20 protein-coding genes are annotated in these 22,070 nt (G+C 62.3%); 17 read left to right on the forward strand and 3 right to left on the reverse strand.

The features are described 5' to 3' along the window. Positions 1–62: 62 nt before the first annotated feature. The gene (locus ACOJSJ_RS11950) at positions 63–1,592 is read right to left on the reverse strand and encodes a hypothetical protein (RefSeq protein WP_420145204.1); all 1,530 of its coding nucleotides are present in this window, start codon (positions 1,590–1,592) and stop codon (positions 63–65) included. A 113-nt stretch (positions 1,593–1,705) separates the two neighbouring features. Then, the gene (gene ada / locus ACOJSJ_RS11955; RefSeq protein ID WP_420145205.1) at positions 1,706–2,758 is read right to left on the reverse strand and encodes a bifunctional DNA-binding transcriptional regulator/O6-methylguanine-DNA methyltransferase Ada; all 1,053 of its coding nucleotides are present in this window, start codon (positions 2,756–2,758) and stop codon (positions 1,706–1,708) included. 115 nt (positions 2,759–2,873) lie between these two features. Here ada and ACOJSJ_RS11960 point away from each other — a divergent pair, with 115 nt between their 5' ends. The 13 genes from ACOJSJ_RS11960 (at position 2,874) to ACOJSJ_RS12020 (ending at position 17,379) form a co-directional block, all read left to right on the forward strand. Then, positions 2,874–4,433: a S1C family serine protease gene (locus ACOJSJ_RS11960; protein ID WP_420145225.1), complete on the forward strand. Its 1,560-nt coding sequence runs from the start codon at positions 2,874–2,876 to the stop codon at positions 4,431–4,433. A gap of 184 nt (positions 4,434–4,617) precedes the next feature. Continuing rightward, on the forward strand, positions 4,618–5,172 hold the full coding sequence (locus tag ACOJSJ_RS11965; protein ID WP_420145206.1) for a F0F1 ATP synthase subunit delta: 555 nt from the start codon (positions 4,618–4,620) through the stop codon (positions 5,170–5,172). A 3-nt stretch (positions 5,173–5,175) separates the two neighbouring features. After that, a complete protein-coding gene (gene atpA, locus ACOJSJ_RS11970; protein WP_420145207.1) occupies positions 5,176–6,705 on the forward strand; it encodes a F0F1 ATP synthase subunit alpha in 1,530 nt (509 codons plus the stop codon). Between the two features lie 4 nt (positions 6,706–6,709). Continuing rightward, positions 6,710–7,336 carry a LysE family translocator gene (locus ACOJSJ_RS11975; RefSeq protein ID WP_420145208.1) on the forward strand — a complete coding sequence of 209 codons (627 nt, stop codon included), beginning with the start codon at positions 6,710–6,712 and terminating at the stop codon, positions 7,334–7,336. A 3-nt stretch (positions 7,337–7,339) separates the two neighbouring features. Continuing rightward, positions 7,340–8,224 (forward strand): F0F1 ATP synthase subunit gamma, encoded by an 885-nt coding sequence (locus tag ACOJSJ_RS11980; RefSeq protein WP_420145209.1) that lies wholly within the window; start codon positions 7,340–7,342, stop codon positions 8,222–8,224. A gap of 21 nt (positions 8,225–8,245) precedes the next feature. Continuing rightward, positions 8,246–9,691 carry a F0F1 ATP synthase subunit beta gene (atpD, locus tag ACOJSJ_RS11985; protein WP_420145210.1) on the forward strand — a complete coding sequence of 482 codons (1,446 nt, stop codon included), beginning with the start codon at positions 8,246–8,248 and terminating at the stop codon, positions 9,689–9,691. Between the two features lie 52 nt (positions 9,692–9,743). After that, the gene (locus ACOJSJ_RS11990) at positions 9,744–9,998 is read left to right on the forward strand and encodes an ATP synthase F1 subunit epsilon (RefSeq protein WP_420145211.1); all 255 of its coding nucleotides are present in this window, start codon (positions 9,744–9,746) and stop codon (positions 9,996–9,998) included. Between the two features lie 373 nt (positions 9,999–10,371). Continuing rightward, positions 10,372–12,351 carry a hypothetical protein gene (locus tag ACOJSJ_RS11995; RefSeq protein ID WP_420145212.1) on the forward strand — a complete coding sequence of 660 codons (1,980 nt, stop codon included), beginning with the start codon at positions 10,372–10,374 and terminating at the stop codon, positions 12,349–12,351. Then, positions 12,348–12,932, forward strand: coding sequence for a hypothetical protein (locus ACOJSJ_RS12000; protein ID WP_420145213.1), 585 nt, complete (start codon positions 12,348–12,350; stop codon positions 12,930–12,932). Before ACOJSJ_RS11995 ends, ACOJSJ_RS12000 begins: the two co-directional genes overlap by 4 nt. A 99-nt stretch (positions 12,933–13,031) precedes the next feature. After that, the gene (locus tag ACOJSJ_RS12005; RefSeq protein WP_420145214.1) at positions 13,032–14,564 is read left to right on the forward strand and encodes a CpaF family protein; all 1,533 of its coding nucleotides are present in this window, start codon (positions 13,032–13,034) and stop codon (positions 14,562–14,564) included. A gap of 118 nt (positions 14,565–14,682) precedes the next feature. Beyond that, a complete protein-coding gene (locus ACOJSJ_RS12010; protein ID WP_420145215.1) occupies positions 14,683–15,363 on the forward strand; it encodes a hypothetical protein in 681 nt (226 codons plus the stop codon). 235 nt (positions 15,364–15,598) lie between these two features. Next, entirely contained in the window at positions 15,599–16,405 is an 807-nt protein-coding gene (locus ACOJSJ_RS12015; protein ID WP_420145216.1) for a class I SAM-dependent methyltransferase, read from the forward strand. Positions 16,406–16,461: 56 nt separating this feature from the next. Further along, the gene (locus ACOJSJ_RS12020; protein WP_420145217.1) at positions 16,462–17,379 is read left to right on the forward strand and encodes a DMT family transporter; all 918 of its coding nucleotides are present in this window, start codon (positions 16,462–16,464) and stop codon (positions 17,377–17,379) included. On the opposite strand, the gene ACOJSJ_RS12025 is transcribed toward ACOJSJ_RS12020, so the two are convergent. Further along, positions 17,368–17,799, reverse strand: coding sequence for an OsmC family protein (locus tag ACOJSJ_RS12025; protein ID WP_420145218.1), 432 nt, complete (start codon positions 17,797–17,799; stop codon positions 17,368–17,370). The two genes, ACOJSJ_RS12020 and ACOJSJ_RS12025, sit on opposite strands and share 12 nt — an antisense overlap. 87 nt (positions 17,800–17,886) lie before the next feature. Between ACOJSJ_RS12025 and ACOJSJ_RS12030 the strand changes: the two genes are divergently transcribed. From ACOJSJ_RS12030 to ACOJSJ_RS12045, 4 genes are all read left to right on the forward strand, one after another. Beyond that, on the forward strand, positions 17,887–18,264 hold the full coding sequence (locus ACOJSJ_RS12030) for a PRC-barrel domain-containing protein (protein WP_420145219.1): 378 nt from the start codon (positions 17,887–17,889) through the stop codon (positions 18,262–18,264). A gap of 175 nt (positions 18,265–18,439) precedes the next feature. Further along, positions 18,440–19,120, forward strand: coding sequence for an RBBP9/YdeN family alpha/beta hydrolase (locus tag ACOJSJ_RS12035; RefSeq protein ID WP_420145226.1), 681 nt, complete (start codon positions 18,440–18,442; stop codon positions 19,118–19,120). A gap of 102 nt (positions 19,121–19,222) precedes the next feature. After that, positions 19,223–19,411 (forward strand): YezD family protein, encoded by a 189-nt coding sequence (locus tag ACOJSJ_RS12040; protein ID WP_420145220.1) that lies wholly within the window; start codon positions 19,223–19,225, stop codon positions 19,409–19,411. Positions 19,412–19,566: 155 nt separating this feature from the next. After that, complete coding sequence (locus ACOJSJ_RS12045; protein WP_420145221.1) at positions 19,567–22,023, forward strand: TonB-dependent receptor; 2,457 nt, start codon at positions 19,567–19,569, stop codon at positions 22,021–22,023. The last annotated feature ends 47 nt before the right edge of the window (positions 22,024–22,070 follow it).

The raw sequence follows: 22,070 nt of genomic DNA on the forward strand, positions 1-22,070 counted from the left end.
CCAGGCTGGTCGGCCCGTGCCGCACCACCGGGAGAATCCTTCACTGGCGCGGCACGATGCGATCACGATGGGGGTTCGGGATTGTCATCCTCTGCATCGTCCGTGACCTGCCCGGCGGCCTTGCGCGCGGCCTGTTTGTCCAGCCCCGCCTTGATGCGCAGCGCCGCCTGCCGCATTCCCGAATCATGCGGGGAAAAAGCGATGGGATCGAGCAGGGTCGATGCCGCCGCATATTCGCCCCGCCCGGCCATGGCATGGGCAATCTGGAACCGGTAATTGGGGCTTTGCGGCAACAGGCTGAACGCCTTGTAAAGGCCATCATAGCCGATGTCGGGCATTTTCCCGCCGCGCATCGCATGATAGCGGTAGAATAAAGCGAGCGGCACCGGATCTTCGGTATCGGCGCGGTTCGCGCGCACGATGGATGTCAGCGCCGCCTTCCAGTCTTCTTCCCGGTCGTTGTCATGCGCACGTTCCAGCAGCACCCTGGCCCGGACGGCATAGGCGCGGGCCGAGTTCGGATCGATCGCGATGGCACGATCCGCATCGGCTAGCGCCGCGTCCTTCTGTTCCGCCGTCCATTCCGCCTCCGCCAGCAGGGCGAGCGCATAGGCGCTGTCGGGATATTTCGCCTGCGTCGCGCGGATCGACTGGATGAGGCCGGGCATATCCTCCGGCTTGGGCCGGTGCGTCACATGCAGCTCATCCTCGATCAGCGCGCCCTGCGCCGGATCGACCGGCTCCACCGCGATCGTGCCGATGGCCATTTCCTGCGGTTTCATGACCGACATGGTCATGCGGCGTTTCATATAGGCCTTCAGCTCCGTTTCCAGCCCGTCCAGCCCGCCATCGAAATAGCTGTCCGCCTGCACATCCTTCACGCCACCCGTCAGATCGTTGAGATAGCGCGACATGGCAGCGGTGTAGGCGGTCTTGTTCTGAAAATAATAATGGGTGAGCAGCCATGCCGTCCCATAATAGCGGTCGCCGTCGCGCAGGTTCAGCCCATCGGTCGTGCGGGCAAACAGCTGTTTGAGCGGATAGGGTTGCCCCAGCACCAGCCCCGGCACCCGCGCCATGGGGATATGGGCGAACTGGATCGACCCGTCCTTCTGAAATTTCACGACGGAGAAAAATTCCGCGAACCCTTCCACATACCAGGCGGGATAGGCGGCCGGAAAATGATGCAGCATGAAATGATGCGCATATTCGTGGAACAGGATTTCCTCCGCTCCGACGTCGAATTTATGGGTTTTGCCGCCACGGGAGAGGAAGGCGTAGGCGGAACGTTCCGACGTCGTGTAAAAGCCCGCGATATTGGGGTTGCGGGCCAGTTCCTTCACCTTCCCCTCGCTGGACAGAAGATAGACCTTGACCGGGCTGCCCTGATCCGGGCTGGTGACGCCGGTCAGGCGGCGCAACAGGAAATCGAATTTCTCCAGCCGTTCGGCAAAGTCGCGCAGCCGTTCGTCATTCCCCTCGCTATACACGGTGAAATGCCGGGTCTGTGCCTGATACCAGGCGGCCTGCGCGGTCCCCATATTGGCCAGCGCCACGCCCGTCGCAATCAGCGCCTTCGTCCAGAATCGCATTTTTTCCCCCGACTTATCAATTCATTCTGTCCGCGATGACGGGGGATGGAAAGGTACAAAGTCGGTTATCCGCGCTTTGGCGCAGGATCGATCGTACTGGACCGGGCCTTGCGCTATGCGCCGCCCTCCCGTGCGAGGAGCGCCCGTTTGCGATCGGCGCCCCATGCATATCCGCCGGGGCTGCCATCCCCCCGCACCACGCGATGGCATGGGATGAGGATGGCGAGGTTGTTGCCGCCACAGGCCGTCCCTGCAGCACGGACCGCGCCGGGGCGGCCGATGGCGGCGGCAATGTCGCCATAGCTGCGCGTTTCGCCCGGTGGGATAGCGCGCAGCGCGGCCCAGACCGCCTGCTGAAACGCGGTGCCATGAACATCGGTCGGTAGGTCCGCGCCCGAAGCGGGATCATCCACCAGCGCCACGACCCGCGCCGCCATCGCATCCAGCGCTGCATCGGCGGGTTGCAGATCGGCATGCGGGAAACGGGCGCGCAAGGCCGCCTCCCCTTCATCAAAGCTGATCCGGCACAGCCCCTTATCCGTGGCCGCCACCAGCATCAGTCCCAACAGGCTGTCGATCGTCCGCCAGCGGATGGTGACGCCGCGCCCGCCATCCTTCCATGCGCTGGGCGTCATGCCCAGATGCTGCTGCGCGTCGGCATAGGCGCGGCTGGCGGCATTATAGCCCGCCGCATAGATGGCGTCCGTCACGCTGCCCTGCCCGGCCAGCGCATCCTTCAGCCGCGCCGCCCGCACACCGCGCGCGAAGGCCGCCGGGGTCAGGCCGGTTTCCCGTTTGAACAGGCGATGGAAATGATGCGGGGCATAGCCAGCATGGGCGGCGATCGTCTCCAGCGACGGCACGTCCCCTGCCCCTTCGATAAAGGCGATGGCCCGCTGTACCGCGACATGATCGCGCCCGACCTCATCGGGGCGACAGCGCAGGCAGGCGCGATAGCCCGCCGCCCGCGCCGCCGCCGGATCGGGCAGGAAGGTCATGTTTTCCCGTTTGGGATGGCGCGCGGCGCAGCTGGGCTTGCAATAGATGCCGGTGGTCGCGACGCAGCCGACGAAACGCCCGTCCATCGCCCGGTTGCGGGCCAGAAAGGCGTCCCAACAGGCATCCTGATCGGGCATGGTGGCGGGAATGCGGGTCATCTGGTTCATGATCCTATGCTATAGATGGGCGGGCGCCACCATGCTTCCCGCGCCTTGCGTTCAAAGCATTTCACCTTTTTCCGCATTGCGCCGCGCGCGCCATGCAATATTGATGCGCGCACCTATGGTCATCCTGTCTCGCCGCTTCGCCCCGATCCTTGGCTCCCTGCTCATGCTGGCCGCGCCTGCATCGCTCCATGCCGAACAGCAGGACATCGCCGCCGCCGCGCGCGGGGTGGTGCGTGTCGCGCTGGTCGCCACAGATGGATCGGACGCCTATTTCGTGGGCCATGGCAGCGGCTTTGCCGTCGCGCCGGACAAGGTGCTGACCAACGCCCATGTCGTGGAACTGGCGCGCGCGGAAAAAAATCTCGTCATCGGCGTCATCCCGTCCGAAGGCACCAAAACCTATGGCGGCCGCATCATCGCCTATTCGCCCGGCAACGATCTGGCGCTGATCCAGCTGGAAGAAGGGCGGTTGCCGGTTTCGACATTCTATGCCGGCGCGGTGACCGACGGACAGCATGTGACCGCCATCGGCTATCCAGGGACCGTCGATCGGGCGCAGGGCCTTGGCCTCAAGCAGCTGGTCGAGCCGCTGGCGACGGTGAAGACCAGCGGTACTATCTCTTCGGGCCGGGCGAGCCAGAGTTTCGACACGGTGCTGCATACCGCGCCGCTGGCCGCAGGGAACAGCGGCGGGCCGCTGGCCGACGATTGCGGCCGGGTGCTGGGCGTCAACAGTTTCGGTTCGGTATCGGACGGCAATGATGCCGAATTCGGATTCGCGGTGTCATGGCGGGAGGTCGCATCCTTCCTGCGGCAGGCGGGCGTGTCGTCGCTGCACACCATCGTCCCGTGCCGGTCGATGGCCGAAGCGGACGCCGCCGAAGCCAGCATCACCCAGCGCGAATCGCAGGCGACCGAACAGAAGAGCCGCGCCAGCGCCGACGCGCGCGAACAGGAACTGGCCCGCGCCCGCGACGCGGCGGAACGCGACGTCATCACCGCGCGCGAAAATGCCATGGCGGGCGCCGCCGTACTGCTCGCCCTCGCCGTACTGGGCCTTGGCGCGGGCGGCCTGTTCTACAATCAGGGCAAGGAACGGCAGGCGACATGGTTCCTAGGCGGCGGCGGCGCGTTGTTGCTGGCGGCGCTAGGCCTGTTCTTCCTGCGCCCCAGCTTTTCCAGCATTGATGAACGCGTGAAACTGCCCGAAGACAAGGGCGTGGTGGGCAATGGCGCCTTTGCATGGACCGGCGAAAATATCTGCAAGGTCGACATCAATCGCAGCCGCCTGACCGTGTCGCAGCCCAATGACATCGGTTTCAGCTGGGCGGATGGCGGGTGCGTCAATGGCGACACCCAATATGTCGCATCGGGCACCGCATGGCAGCGTGTAAGCGTTCCCGACGACGCCAATTATGTGACGAGCAGCCAGTTCGACCCGGCGACCGGCGTGCTGCGGGTCCAGCGCTGGTTGCCCGACATCGACACGATGGACAAGGCGCGCGCGTTGCTGAAGGAACGTCCCATCAAGGGATGCGGCAGCGAATCCGAATTGCTGTCGCGGATTTCGACATTCCAGAACGATATGACAACGTTGCTTTCGCCCCAGCCCAATGAACGGATCGTCTATCATTGCCAAAAGGGACGGCTTGCACCGGCCGATCCCGCCGAATAACCGATTCGTCGTGGCTGAAATACTCAGTCAAATAGGGCGTTTTTCGCACTATCGATGGAATCGTGTCACATGACTTGCATAGTCATAATCCCGCTGCTAACCGGCCGGGCGACAGGGGCTCGGGACGGTAACAGACCGCGCCCTCTTTTTGCATGACCCGCAAATCACGGAGGACCGCAGGCGCGTGGAAATAAACAGCGGCATACAGGCCAGCCTCAGCGGCCGCTACGCGGTGGCGCTGTTCGATCTGGCCCGCGACGTAAATTCGCTCGACACGGTGGCGGACAGCCTTGCCGCGCTGAAGCAAGCTATTGCGCAATCCCCGGATTTCAAGGGCCTGATCAACAGCCCGGTTTTGAGCCGGGATGCAGCAGGCAAGACGATTGCCGCCGTCGCATCCTCCATGGGGACCGACGGACTGACGACGAAATTTCTGGGCGTGCTCGCACAGAACCGTCGTCTGGGCCAGTTGCCCGCCGTCATCCGCGCCTATGAAACGCTGCTGTCGAATCACAAGGGTGAGGCCCGCGCCGAAGTGACGAGCGCGCATCCCCTGACCAAGACCCAGATCACCGCGCTGCAAAAGAGCCTGAAGGCCCGTGTCGGCCGCGATGTCGCGGTCGATGCCAAGGTCGACCCCGCCATTCTGGGCGGGCTGGTCGTCAAGATCGGCAGCCAGATGATCGATTCTTCTATCCGCACCCGTTTGAATACGCTCGCACAGGCCATGAAAGGCTAAGACATGGACATCAACGCCGCAGAAATTTCGAAGGTCATCAAGGACCAGATCGCCAATTTCGGCACCGAAGCGCAGGTGAGCGAAGTCGGTTCCGTGCTGACCGTGGGTGACGGCATCGCCCGCGTCCATGGCCTCGACAACGTCCAGGCGGGCGAAATGGTCGAATTCGCCAATGGCGTGCAAGGTATGGCGCTGAACCTGGAAGCCGACAATGTCGGCGTCGTGATCTTCGGCTCGGACGCCGAAATCAAGGAAGGCGACACCGTCAAGCGCACCGGCACCATCGTCGACGTGCCCGTCGGCAAGGGCCTGCTGGGTCGCGTCGTGGACGGCCTTGGCAACCCGATCGACGGCAAGGGCCCGATCCAGTACACCGAACGCAAGCGCGTTGAAGTCAAGGCGCCGGGCATCATCCCGCGCAAGTCGGTGCACGAACCCGTGCAGACCGGCCTCAAGGCCATCGACGCCCTCGTCCCCGTCGGCCGTGGCCAGCGCGAACTGATCATCGGCGACCGTCAGACCGGCAAGACCGCCGTCGCGATCGACACCTTCATCAACCAGAAGGGCGTCAACGCAGGCGACGACGAAGGCAAGAAGCTCTACTGCATCTATGTCGCCGTCGGCCAGAAGCGTTCGACCGTCGCGCAGATCGTCAAGCAGCTCGAAGAAAATGGCGCGATGGAATATTCGATCGTCGTCGCCGCGACCGCTTCGGAACCTGCTCCGCTCCAGTATCTGGCGCCCTATACCGGCGTCACCATGGGCGAATTCTTCCGCGACAACGGCATGCACGCCGTGATCGTGTATGACGACCTTTCCAAGCAGGCCGTCGCCTATCGCCAGATGTCGCTGCTGCTGCGCCGCCCGCCGGGCCGCGAAGCCTATCCGGGCGACGTCTTCTATCTGCACAGCCGCCTGCTGGAACGCGCTGCGAAGATGAACGACGCCAACGGCGCGGGCTCGCTGACCGCGCTGCCGATCATCGAAACGCAGGCGGGTGACGTTTCGGCCTACATCCCGACCAACGTGATCTCGATCACCGACGGCCAGATCTTCCTGGAAACCAACCTCTTCTACCAGGGCATCCGTCCGGCCATCAACGTCGGCCTGTCGGTGTCGCGCGTCGGTTCCGCCGCGCAGACCAAGGCGATGAAGAAGGTGTCCGGCTCGATCAAGCTGGAACTGGCCCAGTATCGCGAAATGGCGGCCTTCGCCCAGTTCGGTTCGGACCTCGACGCTTCGACGCAGAAGCTTCTGAACCGCGGTGCGCGCCTGACCGAACTGCTCAAGCAGGCCCAGTTCTCGCCGCTGCCGTTCGAAGAGCAGACCGCGTCGATCTTCGCGGGCACCAACGGCTATCTGGACAAGGTCGCCGTCAAGGACGTGACCCGTTACGAAGAACTGATGCTCGCCTATCTGCGTCACGATCACCCTGAAGTGCTGACCGCGATCCGCGACAGCAAGGATCTGGGCGACGACGCCAAGGGCAAGCTGAAGGCCGCGCTCGACACGTTCGGGAAGACCTTCGCGTAAGACGATGCTGACCGCCCAATCCCTCTTTGCCTGGACCGTGATGTCGATCGGTCTGGTGCTGTTGCCGGGGCCGGACACCATGTTGGTGGCCGGTCACGCAGCGCGCCGCGGGCTGAAGGCGGGGATGGCGGCGATCGGCGGCATCCAGCTGGGCGGCCTGTTCTACATGCTGCTGTGCGGCTTCGGCTTCCTCAGCGTATTGAACGCGGTGCCGGGGCTGTTCTTGGGCGTTAAGATCGCGGGTGCGCTCTATCTGGCGTGGATGGGCCTTGGCCTGCTGCGCGGTGCGATCAAACCCGCGCCTGCTTCGGCTGAGGCAAAGGTCCGCATCGGCGGATCGCTCTTCATGCAGGGTTTCATCAGCACCGTGCTGAACCCGAAGGTCGCGATCTTCTTTCTGGCCGCCCTGCCCCAGTTCGTGGGCACCGGCCCGGCTGCGCCATGGCAGGGGATGCTGCTGATCGCGATCGTCTATGCGCTCGGCTTCCTGTGGTGCGCGCTGCTGGCAGCGCTGGCCGTGAAGGCAGGCCGCAAGGTCGGTCAAAGCAGCGCGATGCGCTGGTTCGAAGGCGCCATGGGCGTCGGTTTCTTTGGTCTAGCGGGCCGTCTGGCCCTTGCTCGGAATGTTTGAATTATGCCCAGCTTGAAAGAACTGAAGATCCGCCGCGACTCGATCAAGTCGACGCAGAAGATCACCAAGGCCAAGCAGATGGTCGCCGCCGCGAAGCTGCGCAAAGCGCAGGCCGCTGCCGAAGCCGCCCGCCCCTATAGCAGTCGTCTGGAAGCAGTCGTTGCTTCTCTCGCGTCGAAGATTGCGGGCGGTTCGGGCGAAGGCGCGTCGCCGCTGCTGGCCGGCACCGGCAAGGATCAGGTGCACCTGCTGGTCGTCGCCAATAGCGACCGTGGTCTGGCGGGCGCGTTCAACGCGAACATCGTGAAGGCTGCGCTGGCCAAGGCGCGTGAACTGGAACTGGACGGCAAGACCGTGCAATTCTACCTGATCGGTCGTAAGGGCCGCGCCGTCATCGGCCGCACCTATCCCGGCAAGATCGTGGCGAATTACGATACCACCGGCGTCAAGGAACCCGGCTTTGCGCAGGCGCAGGCCGTGGCCCATGAACTGACCGACATGTATCTGAACGGCAAGTTCGACGTCGCCCACCTCTTCTATTCGCAGTTCAAGTCGGCTCTGGCCCAGATCCCGACGCAGCAGCAGATCATTCCGGTCAAGATCCCGGCCGATGCCGATCGCAATGCGATCGCCGCGACGGTGGAATATGAACCGAGCGAGGAAGCGATCCTGGACGACCTGCTGCCGCGCAACGTGACGGTGCAGATTTTCAAGGCGCTGCTGGAAAACAACGCATCGGAACAGGGCGCGTCGATGACCGCCATGGACAATGCGACCCGCAACGCAGGCGACCTCATCAACAAGCTGAACATCCAGTATAACCGTGGCCGTCAGGCCGCGATCACCACCGAACTCGTCGAAATCATCTCGGGCGCCGAAGCCCTTTAAGTGCAGGCAAGGACATAAGTCATGGCAACCACCAACAATGTAGGCCGCATTTCGCAGGTCATCGGCGCCGTCGTCGACGTGACCTTCCCGGATGCACTTCCCTCGATCCTCTCGGCGCTGGAAACCAGCAACAATGGCCAGCGCCTTGTTCTGGAAGTCGCCCAGCATCTGGGTGAAAACACCGTCCGCACCATCGCGATGGATTCGACCGACGGCCTGACCCGCGGTCAGGAAGTCACCGACACCGGTGCGCAGATCAGCGTGCCCGTCGGCCCGGCCACCCTTGGCCGCATCCTGAACGTCGTGGGCGAACCGATCGACGAACGCGGTCCGGTGGAAACCACCCTGACCTCGCCGATCCACGCCAAGGCCCCTGAGTTCATCGATCAGTCGACGGACGCCAGCATTCTGGTCACCGGCATCAAGGTCATCGACCTTCTGGCCCCCTATGCCAAGGGCGGCAAGATCGGCCTGTTCGGCGGCGCGGGCGTGGGCAAGACCGTGCTTATTCAGGAACTGATCAACAACATCGCGAAGGGCCATGGCGGCACCTCGGTCTTCGCGGGCGTCGGCGAACGCACCCGCGAAGGTAACGACCTCTATCACGAATTCCTCGACGCGGGCGTCATCGCCAAGGACGCCGACGGCAACGCCATCAGCGAAGGGTCGAAGGTTGCGCTGGTATATGGCCAGATGAACGAACCGCCGGGCGCCCGTGCGCGCGTCGCCCTGTCGGGTCTGACCATCGCCGAATATTTCCGCGACGTCGAAAATCAGGACGTTCTGTTCTTCGTCGACAACATCTTCCGCTTCACACAGGCGGGCGCGGAAGTGTCGGCTCTGCTGGGCCGTATTCCTTCGGCCGTGGGTTATCAGCCGACCCTGTCGACCGACATGGGCGCGCTGCAGGAACGCATTACTTCGACCAACAAGGGTTCGATCACCTCGGTTCAGGCCGTGTACGTCCCCGCGGACGACTTGACCGACCCGGCGCCTGCCACCAGCTTCGCGCACCTTGACGCCACCACCGTTCTAAACCGCGCCATTTCGGAACTGGGCATCTATCCGGCGGTCGACCCGCTCGATTCGACCAGCCGCGTTCTGGAACCCCGCGTCGTGGGTCAGGAACATTATGAAACCGCCCGTGCGGTTCAGGCGATCCTGCAAAAGTACAAGTCGCTTCAGGACATCATCGCGATCCTGGGCATGGACGAACTCAGCGAAGAAGATAAGCTGACCGTCGCCCGCGCCCGCAAGATCCAGAAGTTCCTGTCGCAGCCCTTCCACGTCGCCGAAGTCTTCACCGGCATTTCGGGCAAGTTCGTCCAGATCGAAGACACGGTGAAGTCGTTCAAGGCCGTGGTCGAAGGCGAATATGACCATCTGCCCGAAAACGCCTTCTACATGGTCGGCGGCATCGACGAAGCCGTCGAAAAGGCGAAGAAGCTGGCTGCCGAAGCGGCATAAGCTAAACGAAATTAGCCCCTCCCTTTCAAGGGAGGGGATTAGGATCGAAAAAATGGCACTGCATTTCGAACTCGTGACCCCGGAAAAGCTCGTCCGTTCGGATGAGGTCTATCAGGTGGTCGTCCCCGGCACCGACGGCGACTTCGGCGTGCTGGAAGGCCATGCGCCCTTCATGTCGACGGTGCGCGACGGCAATATTCAGGTTTTCGCATCGGCCGGCGCCGCACCGGAAATCATTCCGGTCGAAGGCGGTTTTGCCGAAGTGAATGAAAAGGGCCTGACGGTCCTGGCTGAAAAGGCTGGCTGAAGCCAGCTAAGCTAAGAGTCCGGTTGATCGTGAAGCTGATTGCTCCGGCCAGCCCGAACGATCTAAAAAGAGGCGGTGCGCAAGAGGGCGCGCCGCCTCTTTTTTGCTATTGTTCCGTCATCTGGGACAGATGCCTGCGCGCAAAATACGGTGTGCGGGAAGCATGGAGCGTATGGCCCGGCTCAGTCCGATCGATTGACTCTTCATGTCCGCATGTCAGCCTCAATAACGCGGTGAATTACCCAAGGGTTAATCGCTCATTTACCCTGCCGTCCTAGCAACGGCGGTGATGCGATCAGCTGGGGCAAGACTTTGATGAACCGATTCGCCCCTGCGGGCCTGCCTTATGCCTGCGCATGCAGGAGAGCGCATCATGGATGATCTGCTGATCGCCGATTGTTCCGGCCTGATCGTCGGCATTATGATGGGTGTCTGGTGGATGCTGTTGCCGGGCGCGGGTCTGGCACGATTGTTCGAACGATTTGGCGTAGATTGCGGGCGCGGCTGGGACCGGATGGCATGGTCGTTGCTGCTGGCTGTCGCGATCCTGCCCGCGATCGACGCATTAGTCGTGCGGGGCGGCGGCATGGCGGCGATGGCGGGGCTGCACGCCATGCTGGCGCTGCTGGCCCTTCCGAAGGCCCGAAGCCTTTTCCTGGCACAGAATGCCCGCTGGCCGATCGCAGCACCACTGATCCTGTTCTGGGCGATCATCGTGGCGTTCGCCTTTGTCGATTTCAACATGGCCGGGTCGCTCAACCAGTCGCTGCTTGACCTCGATCTGGTGAAACATGCCGCGGTCACCGGCGCCATCGCGCGCGAAGGGCTGCCCTTTACCGATCCTTTCTTCGCCCGGCCGGGCTATGTCGGCTATTATTATTATTTCTACCTGTGGCCAGCCGCGATCCAGTGGGCGGGCGGCGCATGGGTCAACGCCCGCATGGCTTTTGCCGCGGGGGTTTTCTGGGCCGGGCTGGCTTTTGTCGCCCTGCTGTGGCGGGTCGCCGTCGATGCCGGGCTGGTAAGGCCAGATCGCGAGCGGCGGTTTGTCGGCATGATCCTGCTGTCCTGCTTTCTGGGCGGTACGGACCTGATATTCATGGTGCTGCGCTATTCCGTTGTCGGCAATGTCGAAGCGCAGGCCGACTGGTGGAACACCGAAGTGGTGTTCGCCCTGCGATCTGCATTATGGGTGCCGCATCATCTGACCGCGCTGATCGCGGTCTGGGTCGGATGGCTGCTGCTCGTCAGGGCGCAGGCGGCGCAGGGCCGCAACCGGTGGATATTGGCGTTCGCGGCGGGCCTTGCCATTGTGACCTGTTTCGGATCGTCGGTCTGGATCATGCTGACGGCGATGCCCGTCCTGATCGGCTGGGGCTGCATCAGCCTGTGGCGACGCGATCCCACTCTGGCCGTTGCGGGAATATGCGCATTGCTGGTCGCATCGTTCCAGCTGGCCGACCTGCTCACCTACCGTCATGACAGTGGTATGCCCATCGCGCTCACGGTCAGGCGCTTCACCGTGCTCATCCCGGACGATCCCGGCTGGGGCTGGCTCCATGCCGTCCTGTTGCCGCTCAACTATGCGATGGAATTCGGCATTTTCATGTGGGGGGCGGTCATGTGGTGGCGCATGGGCGCTTTCGACCGGCGCGAACCGGTGCAATGGCTGCTGGTCGCCAGCACAGGCGCGTCTTTGCTGGTCGGCAGTTTCGTCAAATCGACCATCATCAACAACGACCTTGCCTGGCGCTCGATATGGTTCGCGCAATGTGCCGTCATGTTGTGGACTATCGCCTGGCTTCAGGGGCCGGGCGTATCCTTGCGGCGACAAAGGCCGAGTTTCTACCTGTTGCTGGCGCTGGGCTTAATGACGGTGACGTGGGATCTGGTCGGCCTGCGCCTGATCCGCCCACCATGGTTCCGCACATCCTTTACGGAACTGATCAGCCTGCGCGCGGACGACGATGATCAACGGCGTATCTATGAACAGGCTGCCCGCATGCTGCCGGTCGATGACGTGATTCAGCATAATCCTGCGTTGCACCGGCGGATCTTCAACTTCGGCCTTTACGGCATTCAGAAAACCGCCGTCGCCGACCAGGAAGCCAATCTGTTCGGCGCATCGCCGAACGCCGTGAATCGACGCATCGCCATATTGCGTCCGATTTACGAGAGGCCACTATCTCGGCAGGAGATTGTCGCGCGCGCTAGGGCGGTCGGCGTCGATCATCTGATCTTCGCATCGGTCGATCCCGTCTGGCAACAGGCGAGTGGCCCGCCCCCCGGCCTGCATTGCCGGTTCCGCCAGCCGCTGGCCTGTCTGGTTTCGGTCAAGGATATCGCATCATGACCCGTATCGCGAAACAACTGGCCATATTGGCGTTGCTTTACATCGCCATGCTGGCGATCGGTTTTGCCTTTTATCTGGCGCTGATCGCCTCACCGCTGCTGGGCGGCATCCCCCTGCTCTTCTATCGCGGAGTGCTGATTGCATTTGCAGCCGCGCTGTTGCTGGCGATCATATCGGGGCTGGCTTCGCGACGCATCGCCTTGCTGGACGTTTCGACGGTGATGGGCGGGGTGGCCCTGTCGTTGGCGTTCAACATCAGTTTCCTGATCGTCTTTCCAGTCACGTTCGACCGGTCGATCACCATGTTCCTGCTGGCCCGGATCGAACGACAGGATGGGCGTCTGACGCCGACAGCGTTGGAAGATGTTTTTGTGCGCGAATATCTGGACGACATGCGTCAGATCGACCGGCGCATCAGTGAACAGACCCTGTCGGGCAATATCGTGCAGGGCGATGACGGACGTATCCGCCTGACGCCGCAGGGCCGTCGGCTGCTGTCGAGCGGGCGCACCATCGGCCGCTGGTTCGGCGCTGATCCGCGTTTCGTGACAGCCCCGGCCGAACCGGTGAAGACGCATTAGCCATTTATCAAAGTTTCCGGCTTATTCACCTTCACAACCCAGATGGGAACGGCCCGTCAAAGGGCTGCCAACCCGGTCGCGACAACATGGCGGAGTAATATGAGCGCCTTTGGACGAAAAAGTGGAACTGCCGGTATCAAGCCCGGCTTTGGCGTGGCCCGCCCCATGCAGGGTGGCGCAGCCCCGAAGGAAGACGCGCCGCGTGGCGGCGAGCAGTTTCCGCCGCTGGACATCGCGGCCCTGCCCGGTGAAACGCCGATCGATCCGCTGGCCGCACCCACCAGCCAGATGCAACGCAATGCCGACGCCATGTCGCGCCTGTCCGAACGCGCCAATGCCGAACATGTGCCCGACGCAGGGCCGCAGGGTTTCGAAGCCAGCGTCCACAAGATCAAGGAACAGGTGCTGCCCCGCCTGCTGGAACGTGTCGATCCGGAAGCCGCAGCGACGCTGACCAAGGATGAACTGGCGGAGGAATTCCGCCCGATCATCATGGAAGTGCTGGCGGAACTGAAGCTGACGCTGAACCGGCGCGAACAGTTCGCGCTGGAAAAGGTGCTGGTCGACGAACTGCTGGGCCTTGGCCCGCTGGAAGAATTGCTGTCCGATCCGGACGTCAGCGACATCATGGTCAACGGCCCGGAACAGACCTATATCGAAAAGAAGGGCAAGCTCCAGATCGCGCCGATCAAGTTCCGCGATGAAGAGCATCTGTTCCAGATCGCCCAGCGTATCGTGAACAAGGTCGGCCGCCGCGTCGACCAGACCACGCCGCTGGCCGACGCCCGCCTGCCCGACGGTTCCCGCGTCAACGTGATCGTGCCGCCGCTGTCGCTCAAGGGCACGGCGATTTCCATCCGTAAATTTTCCGCCAAGCCGATCACCATCGACATGCTGGCCCAATGGGGCGCCATGTCGCCCAAAATGGCGACGGCGCTCAAAATCGCGGGCGCGTGCCGTTTCAACATCGTCATTTCGGGCGGTACGGGTTCGGGCACGACGACGATGCTGAACGCCCTGTCGAAAATGATCGATCCGGGCGAACGCGTTCTGACGATCGAGGATGCGGCCGAACTTCGCCTGCAACAGCCGCACTGGCTGCCGCTGGAAACCCGCCCGCCGAATCTGGAAGGGCAAGGCGCGATCACCATCGGCGACCTCGTCAAGAACGCCCTGCGTATGCGCCCGGACCGCATCATCCTGGGCGAAATTCGTGGCGCGGAATGTTTCGACCTGCTCGCCGCGATGAACACGGGTCACGACGGGTCCATGTGTACGCTGCACAGCAACTCGCCCCGCGAGTGCCTGGGCCGTATGGAAAACATGATTCTGATGGGCGACATCAAGATCCCGAAGGAAGCCATTTCCAAGCAGATCGCCGATTCGGTCGACCTGATCGTACAGGTGAAGCGCCTGCGCGACGGTTCGCGCCGCGTCACCAACGTCACCGAAGTCATCGGCATGGAAGGCGACGTCATCGTCACGCAGGAACTGTTCAAGTTCGAATATCATGACGAGGATGACAGCGGGAAGATCATCGGCGAATATCGTTCGATGGGCCTGCGCCCCTATACGCTGGACAAGGCCCGCATGTTCGGGTTCGACCAGCCATTTCTGGAGGCGTGCCTGTAATATCGGGAATAAACGCCCCTTCCCCTGCGTAAGCACAGGAGTTTCCATGTAACGCAGGGAGTCATCAGTGTTTCGACGAACCATACGCCATCCCGTCAGCCACGGGGTGGCGTTTTTCATGATCGGTCTTTGCCCGCCAGCGGCAGCGCAGACCGAATATCCGGACGTGCCCGAACCGATGATATTCGACATGATGCGGCCGCTGGGCGCGAAACGGGGGGAGATGGAGGCCAATACGCTGGCCACCGTTCCCCTATCGGGTTCGGACAAGACGGTGAACTGGGCGCCGGAAATCGAATATGCGCTGACGGATGGTTTCGCGATCGAGGGGGAATTGCCGTTCGAGGATGGTCGGCTGGTCGAACTGAAATTGGGGCTTCAGGCGGCGTTCGGTACGCTGAATGGCGGACGCACCGCCCATGGCGTGCAATATCTGGGCATATATGACCGCCATGCCCGCGATTATCGCAACAGCTTCGCCTATATGGTCGCCCACCGATATAATGACCGGTGGAGCAGCGTCACCATGGCGGGTCTGGGCGATATTGCCTTTTCCGGCGGGCGTGGACGCAATGCCGCCATCGTCAACCATTCGCTATTCTATGACAGCGCCGATGGGCAGGTTCTGGGTCTGGAAATCAACTATCGCGGCGGGGCGGACGGCTATGTGCTGGCCATGCCGCAAATTCACCAGCGACTGGCGCACAAGGTCAACGTGCAGGCCGGGATCGGCGCGGAAAGGCCGCATGGCAACGTGTTCCGACCCAAGGCAGGCATAAGGCTGATCCGCGAATTTTAGAGCAGGCGGCGGCAAACCTGATGCAAGATGCGCGCTCTGCTTTTGTTATCGCATCGTCATTCGCGCAAAACCGGTCCCCGCTTTTGCGCATGATGCTCTATTCTTCTTTTGTTTTCCGCATTTCCTGAGCCAGCAGATGACGCCATCCGCTCCGAAAATGCTCTAATCGCTTGTCAGGCAGGTGGGGAGCGGGCACATCGGGCACAGCATAAACATGCACATAGAGGAGTGCCCGATGCGCTTTCCCGCCCTGCTTGCCGCCGCCGCCATCATCCTGCCTGTTGGCGCTACCGCCATCGCCCAGCATGCCGGTCATCAGACGGTCGTTTCGAAACCGCTTGCCTCAGCCATTGCCGCGCCCAGCCGGACGCCCAAGAATGTCGCGCGCGATCAGTATCGTCATCCCGCCGAAACGCTGTCCTTCTTTGGCGTGACGCCAACCCAGACCGTCGTCGAATATGCGCCGAGCGGTGGATGGTACACGGAAATCCTGGCACCGCTGCTGCGCGCCAAGGGCACATTCTATGCCCTGCAACCCACCGGCCGCTATCTGGACGGATATAAGGGCTTTCTGGCCGCCAATCCCGCAGTATACGACAAGGTGAAGGTCGTGCCCTTCCCCGAAGAAACGGCCCAGATCCCGGCAGGCAGCGTCGACACGGTGCTGACGTTCCGCAACGTCCACAATATGGTCATGGCGGGCAATGAGGCCGCCACGTTCAAGGCGTTTTTCGATGTCCTCAAACCCGGCGGCACGCTGGGCGTGGTCGATCATCGCCTGCCCGAAGACCGCGATACCGCGCTGGAAAAGAGCAGCGGCTATCTGAAGGTATCGACCATCCGCCGCATCGCGCAGGCGGCCGGTTTCGAATATGTCGGTGCATCGGAAATCAACGCCAATGCGAAGGACACGGCCGACTGGCCCAAGGGCGTATGGACGCTGCCCCCGACGCTGAGCCTGAAGGATGTCGACAAGGACAAATATCTGGCCATCGGCGAAAGCGACCGGATGACGCTGAAATTCCGCAAACCGGCAAAATGACGCAAATTCGGCCTTACGCCTGTTGCGCCGCAGCGTAACAGGCGTAAGGCGGGCGCGTGTCCGACACCGCTCCCCTTCCCGCAGCCAGAGAAAGTCGGCCGCTTTACGCCATCGGCCTGCGCCTGACCGCCGTGCTGTGCATGTCGATCATGTTCATCACCGTCAGGCTGGCGTCCGAACGCGGTGTCCATGTACTGGAATCGCTCTTTTACCGACAGGCGCTGGCCCTGCCGGTGGTGTTCGCGTGGATCGTCTATAGCGCGGGCATCGGCGGCGTGCGCACGACAAGGATGCGCGCCCATGCCAGCCGCATGGTGCTGGGCCTGACGGGCATGGTGCTCAATTTCCTATCCTACATCCTGCTGCCCCCGGCGGAAGCGACGGCGATCGGTTTCACCATGCCGATTTTCGGCACGATCATGTCCGCGCTGATCCTGCGTGAACAGACCGGCATATGGCGATGGGGGGCGGTGCTGGTCGGCTTCTTCGGCGTCATGGTGATGCTCCGCCCCGCAGGCGGACCGGGCGTTCCGGTGACCGGCATTTCCGTCGCCATCGGCGGGGCGATCGTCACCGCGACCATCAGTCTGGTGCTGCGGGCGCTCAGCCGTACCGAACCGGCCGGGGTCATCGTATTCTGGTTCACCCTGTTGTCGATGCCGCCGCTGGCCATCGCCATGTTCTTCGTCGCGCAGCCCCATGATGCCGCGACATGGGGGCTGTTGCTGCTGATCGGCGTTGCGGGCGGCATTGCGCAACTGTGCCTGACAGGCGCGCTGCGCTGGGCCCCGGTGTCGGTCGTGCTGCCGATGGATTACAGCACGATCATCTGGACCACGTTGCTGGGCCTTGCCCTGTGGGGCGATTGGCCGACGTCGACCACATGGGTCGGCGCCGGCCTGATCGTGGCGAGTGGCCTGACCATCGCCTGGCGCGAGCATAGGCTCGGCCGGAAAATGACGTCAGCCGATTAACTCTGCATCCAGGCTGATGTCGGCCTTCAACAGCTTGGAAATCGGACAGCCTGCCTTGGCCTTGGCCGCCAGTTCCTGAAAGGTCGCATCGTCCGTGCCGGGAATAGTCGCCTTCAACGTCAATTTGCTGGCGGTGACGGCAAAGCCGTCGTCCAGCTTGTCGAGCGACACCACCGCCGTCGTCTCCATCTTCTCCGCCGTCAGCCCCGCCTCGCCCAGAATCAGCGACAGCGCCATGGTGAAGCAGGATGCATGGGCGGCCGCGATCAGCTCCTCCGGATTGCTGCCGGGAACGCCCTCAAACCGGGTGGCGAAGCCATAGGGATAGGCGTCCAGCGCGCCGCTTTGCGTCGAAATCGTGCCCTTCCCGTCTTTCAGGCCCCCAGTCCAGACTGCCGAACCGCTGCGATTGATCGTCATAGCATTGCTCCTTGTGCTGAACCGGAGGAACCCCGCCGGTCCCTCATGGTTGCATCCATATAGAGACATGTGTGCAGGAGAGTGACAATGACCGACTATGGAACCGAAATCGGCATCGACAATGGCGGCGCGCTGATCGCGTCGGACCGGGTCGAAGGCACCGCCGTCTATAACCGGCAGGGCGACCGCCTTGGCAGGATTTCCAATTTTATGGTGGACAAGGTCAGCGGACAGGTCCGTTACGCCGTGCTGTCGTTCGGCGGCTTTCTGGGCATGGGGCACGACCATTATCCCCTGCCCTGGTCGATGCTGGCCTATGACACGGATCAGGGCGGCTATGTCGTCGATCTGGACAAGCAGATACTGGACGATGCGCCCCGTTATGCCGCCGAACAGCGGCCCGACTATAACGACGCCTATGGCCGGAACGTGTATCAATATTACGGCCTGATCTATCCATGGTGACGCGACGGCAAGGCGTCTGATGGCCGGGACGGGCTGTAACGTCGCCCCGGCCATCTTCATGCAGGGTTCAGTTTTCCGACTGCCCAGATTTCACCACATTTCATCGCTGGGCCATTGTCTACCAGATAAATAGAATTATTCTCTGATGCTCGGACAGAAGGATGAGGATCAGACCATGGAGCGATTCGGATTATCGGGTGACGCGCGCCAGCCGGTCGTTTTGACCATCCCCGGCCTCAACAATAGCGGGCCGGGCCACTGGCAGACTTTATGGGAAAAAAAGCGCGGCGATTGCGAGCGGGTGGATCTGGGCAGCTGGGCCAGCCCCAATCGCAACGCCTGGGTGACGCGGTTGGATGCCGCCATTCGCGCAGTCAACGGGCCGGTCATATTGGCCGCGCACAGCCTTGGCTGCATGGCCGTGGCATGGTGGGGCGCGTTGCAGAGTCAGGCCTATGGCTGGCCGGTGACGGGCGCGCTGCTGGTCGCGCCGCCCGATTGCGACCGGATGGAAACGCCCGAAACGATCGGCGGATTCGGCCCCACGCCGCGCACGCAGCTGCCCTTCCCATCCATATTGGTAGGCAGCCGGGACGACCCCTATATCTTCTTCGAACGGTGCCACAGCATGGGCAAGAATTGGGGCAGCGAATTTGTGGACGCAGGTTACGCCGGACATATCAACGCCGATTCGGGCCTTGGCGACTGGCAATTCGGCCAGAGCCTGCTGGAACGGCTGATCGACAATGCGCAGGAACAGGCATCGGCGGTACGCCAGATGCGTCCGGCCCAGATGCGCGCCACCACGGCAATCGCACAGGATCGCAAGGCAGGCGGCCCGTCGCTGCATAATTAAGAGGCTCACCCCCAGGGCGCTACAAGACAAACTTGCGCGCCCTTTATATTTGCTTTTTTGTCTATCTTTGAAGTTGAGATATTGAAGGCGCAAGAGGTGTCCATGAGTGAACATAAACCAATAGAGTTGCGCCAGACCCGGATCGACGGCCAGCGCCCCGACATCGCCGCCAGCATCGACAAGGTGCGCGGCGTCTTGGAATCCATGCGGTTCGGGTCGATCACGCTGACCGTCCATGACGCGCGCGTGGTCCAGATCGACGTCACGGAAAAAACCCGCCTGACCAATTGAACCGGGTCGCGGGGGTGTCGCAGTTTTCATGCAAGCGGCCGAGGAATGAGCCGCAGGATATTGTCATTTCCACATATCGGCTTTGACCGGACCACCGGAATCGCCGCGATCGACAGACAATTTGCCACCGGACAGCCGGATAAAAGGGGAATATCATGATTGCGCGTTTCCTGTTGCTCGCCAGCGTGGCGGGCACTTCCATCATCACGCCGACCGTTTTCGCTCAGGAGGCGCCACAATCCGGCACCGAGGGCGTGCAACAGTCCAGCCCGCGCGGCGAAGTGATCATCGTCACCGCCCGCCGTCGTCAGGAAACCGCACAGGAAGTGCCGCTGGCCATTTCCGTGGTGAAGGGCGACAGCATCGAAGCGACCGGCAATTTCAACATCGTGAAGCTGCAACAGCTGGCCCCGACGCTTCAGGTCTATACCACCAACCCGCGCAACACGTCGGTCAACATCCGCGGCCTTGGCGTGCCGTTTGGCCTCACCAGCGATGGTTTCGAACAGGGCGTCGGCATCTATGTCGACGACGTCTATAATTCGCGCGTCGCGGCGGCGACCTTTGACTTCCTCGACGTCAATCAGGTGGAAGTGCTGCGCGGGCCGCAGGGCACGCTCTATGGCAAGAACACCACGGCGGGCGCGATCAACATCACGACAAACCAGCCGACCTTCGATTTCGAAGGACGCGCCGAACTGAGCGTGGGCAACCTCAATTACCGGCAGGCCAAGGCCGCCGTGTCCGGTCCGCTGACCGACACCATCGCCGCCCGCATCGCCGTCGCCGCGACCAGCCGCCGCGGTACGCTCTACAATGTGGCCAGTCGGCGCTGGATCAACGAACAGGACAATATCGGCATTCGCGGCCAGTTGCTGTTCAAGCCCAGCGACGATTTCAGCCTGACCTTGTCGGGCGATTACAGCAAGCAGGATCCCGAATGCTGCGGCACGACCTTCGTGCGCGTGGGCCGGACCCAGCGGGCGCTCAACCGTCAATATGACGCGCTAGTCGCCGCGATCAACGCCGCCAATCCGGGCCGCAACTATGCCGTGCCCAGCCGCAACCCCTATGACCGGCTAAGCGACCTTGATTCGAACCTCAACGCCGGCAACAAGATCGGCGGCGTGTCGGCGAAGATCAAATGGGATGTCGGCCCCGGTACGCTGACGTCGGTCACCGCCTGGCGCTTCTGGGACTGGAAGCCGGAAAATGACCGCGACTTCACCGGCCTGTCGATCGTGTCCCGGTCGCAGAACCCGTCGCAGCAGGACCAGTATAGCCAGGAATTCCGCTATAATTACGAAAGCAAGGACATCGATTTCGTCGTCGGCCTGTTCGGTTTCAAACAGCGGATCGACACGCAGGGCACGGAACAGCAGGGCGCGGACGCCAGCCGGTGGAGCCTGACCGGCGCGCTGGCCAACGACCCCAGCGTGCTTCAGGGCCTGACCGCCAGCAACACCCAATATCTGAAGGCGGACAGCGCCGCCTTGTTCGGGCAGCTGAGCTGGAAAGTCACCGACGCGCTGACCATCCAGCCGGGCGCACGGCTGAACTACGACAAGAAATCGGGCTTTTACGAACGTATCGTGACCAATGGTCAGGGTCAGGTGATCAGCTGTTCACCCACCCCGGCCGCCGGATCGGTGCTGGCCGCACAGTGCGGCGTGTATCAGCCGCAGATCAGCGCGCCGTCCGACAGCGCGTGGAACTTCACCTACGACCTCAATGTGAATTACAAGTTCGCGCGCGACGTGTTGGGCTATGCCACTTATGCCAAGAGCTTCAAGACGTTGGGCATCAACCAGAATGGCCTGCCGCTCAACGCCGACAATACAGTCAATTATGACGCCGGTACGGTGAAGCCGGAATCGGTCAACCATTTCGAAATCGGCCTGAAGACCCAATTGTGGGATCGCCGGGCGACCTTCAACCTCACCGCCTTCCGCACCGACATCAAGAATTTCCAGGCGACGGTGAACGGCGGCCAGTTCGGCACGGTGCGCGGCTACCTTGCCAATGCGGAAAAGGTGCGGACGCAGGGGATCGAGGCGGATTTCAAGATCGTGACCAGCGACCGCTTCACCGCCTATGCGAACGGCGCCTATACCGACGCCAAATATAAGCGTTTCACCAACGCCCCCTGCCCGCCCGAACTGTCCGGCGGCACGTTGCAGGCGGCCAATGCAACGCCTGATTATTCGCAGCCCGGCGTGCCGGGGGCGCTCAGCCCGCGCCAGTGCGACATTTCGGGGCAGGATCTGCCCGGCGTGTCGAAATGGGCCTTCTCTTATGGCGCGGAATATAATGTTCCGGTCACGCTGCTGGCGAAGGATGGCCAGGTCTATCTGGGCGTCGATGGCAATTACCGGTCGCACTGGAACAGCAATGCGTCGCCATCCATCTATACCGAGGTGAAGGGTTATGCCCTGACCAACCTGCGCGCCGGTTTCCGGGGTGAAGGGTTCGACATCTTCGGTTGGGTCCGCAACGCATTCGACGTCAACTATATCGAAAATCTTCAGGTCGCGCCGGGCAATGTCGGCCTGATCGCGGGACAGGTCGGCGATCCGCAGACATGGGGCGGGACGATCAAATTCTCCTTCTGAGGGATGATCCAATGACGGGCCGGAACGACAGTCATGCCGTTCCGGCC

Source organism: Sphingobium sp. (assembly GCF_048594625.1).
GTDB lineage: Bacteria > Pseudomonadota > Alphaproteobacteria > Sphingomonadales > Sphingomonadaceae > Sphingobium.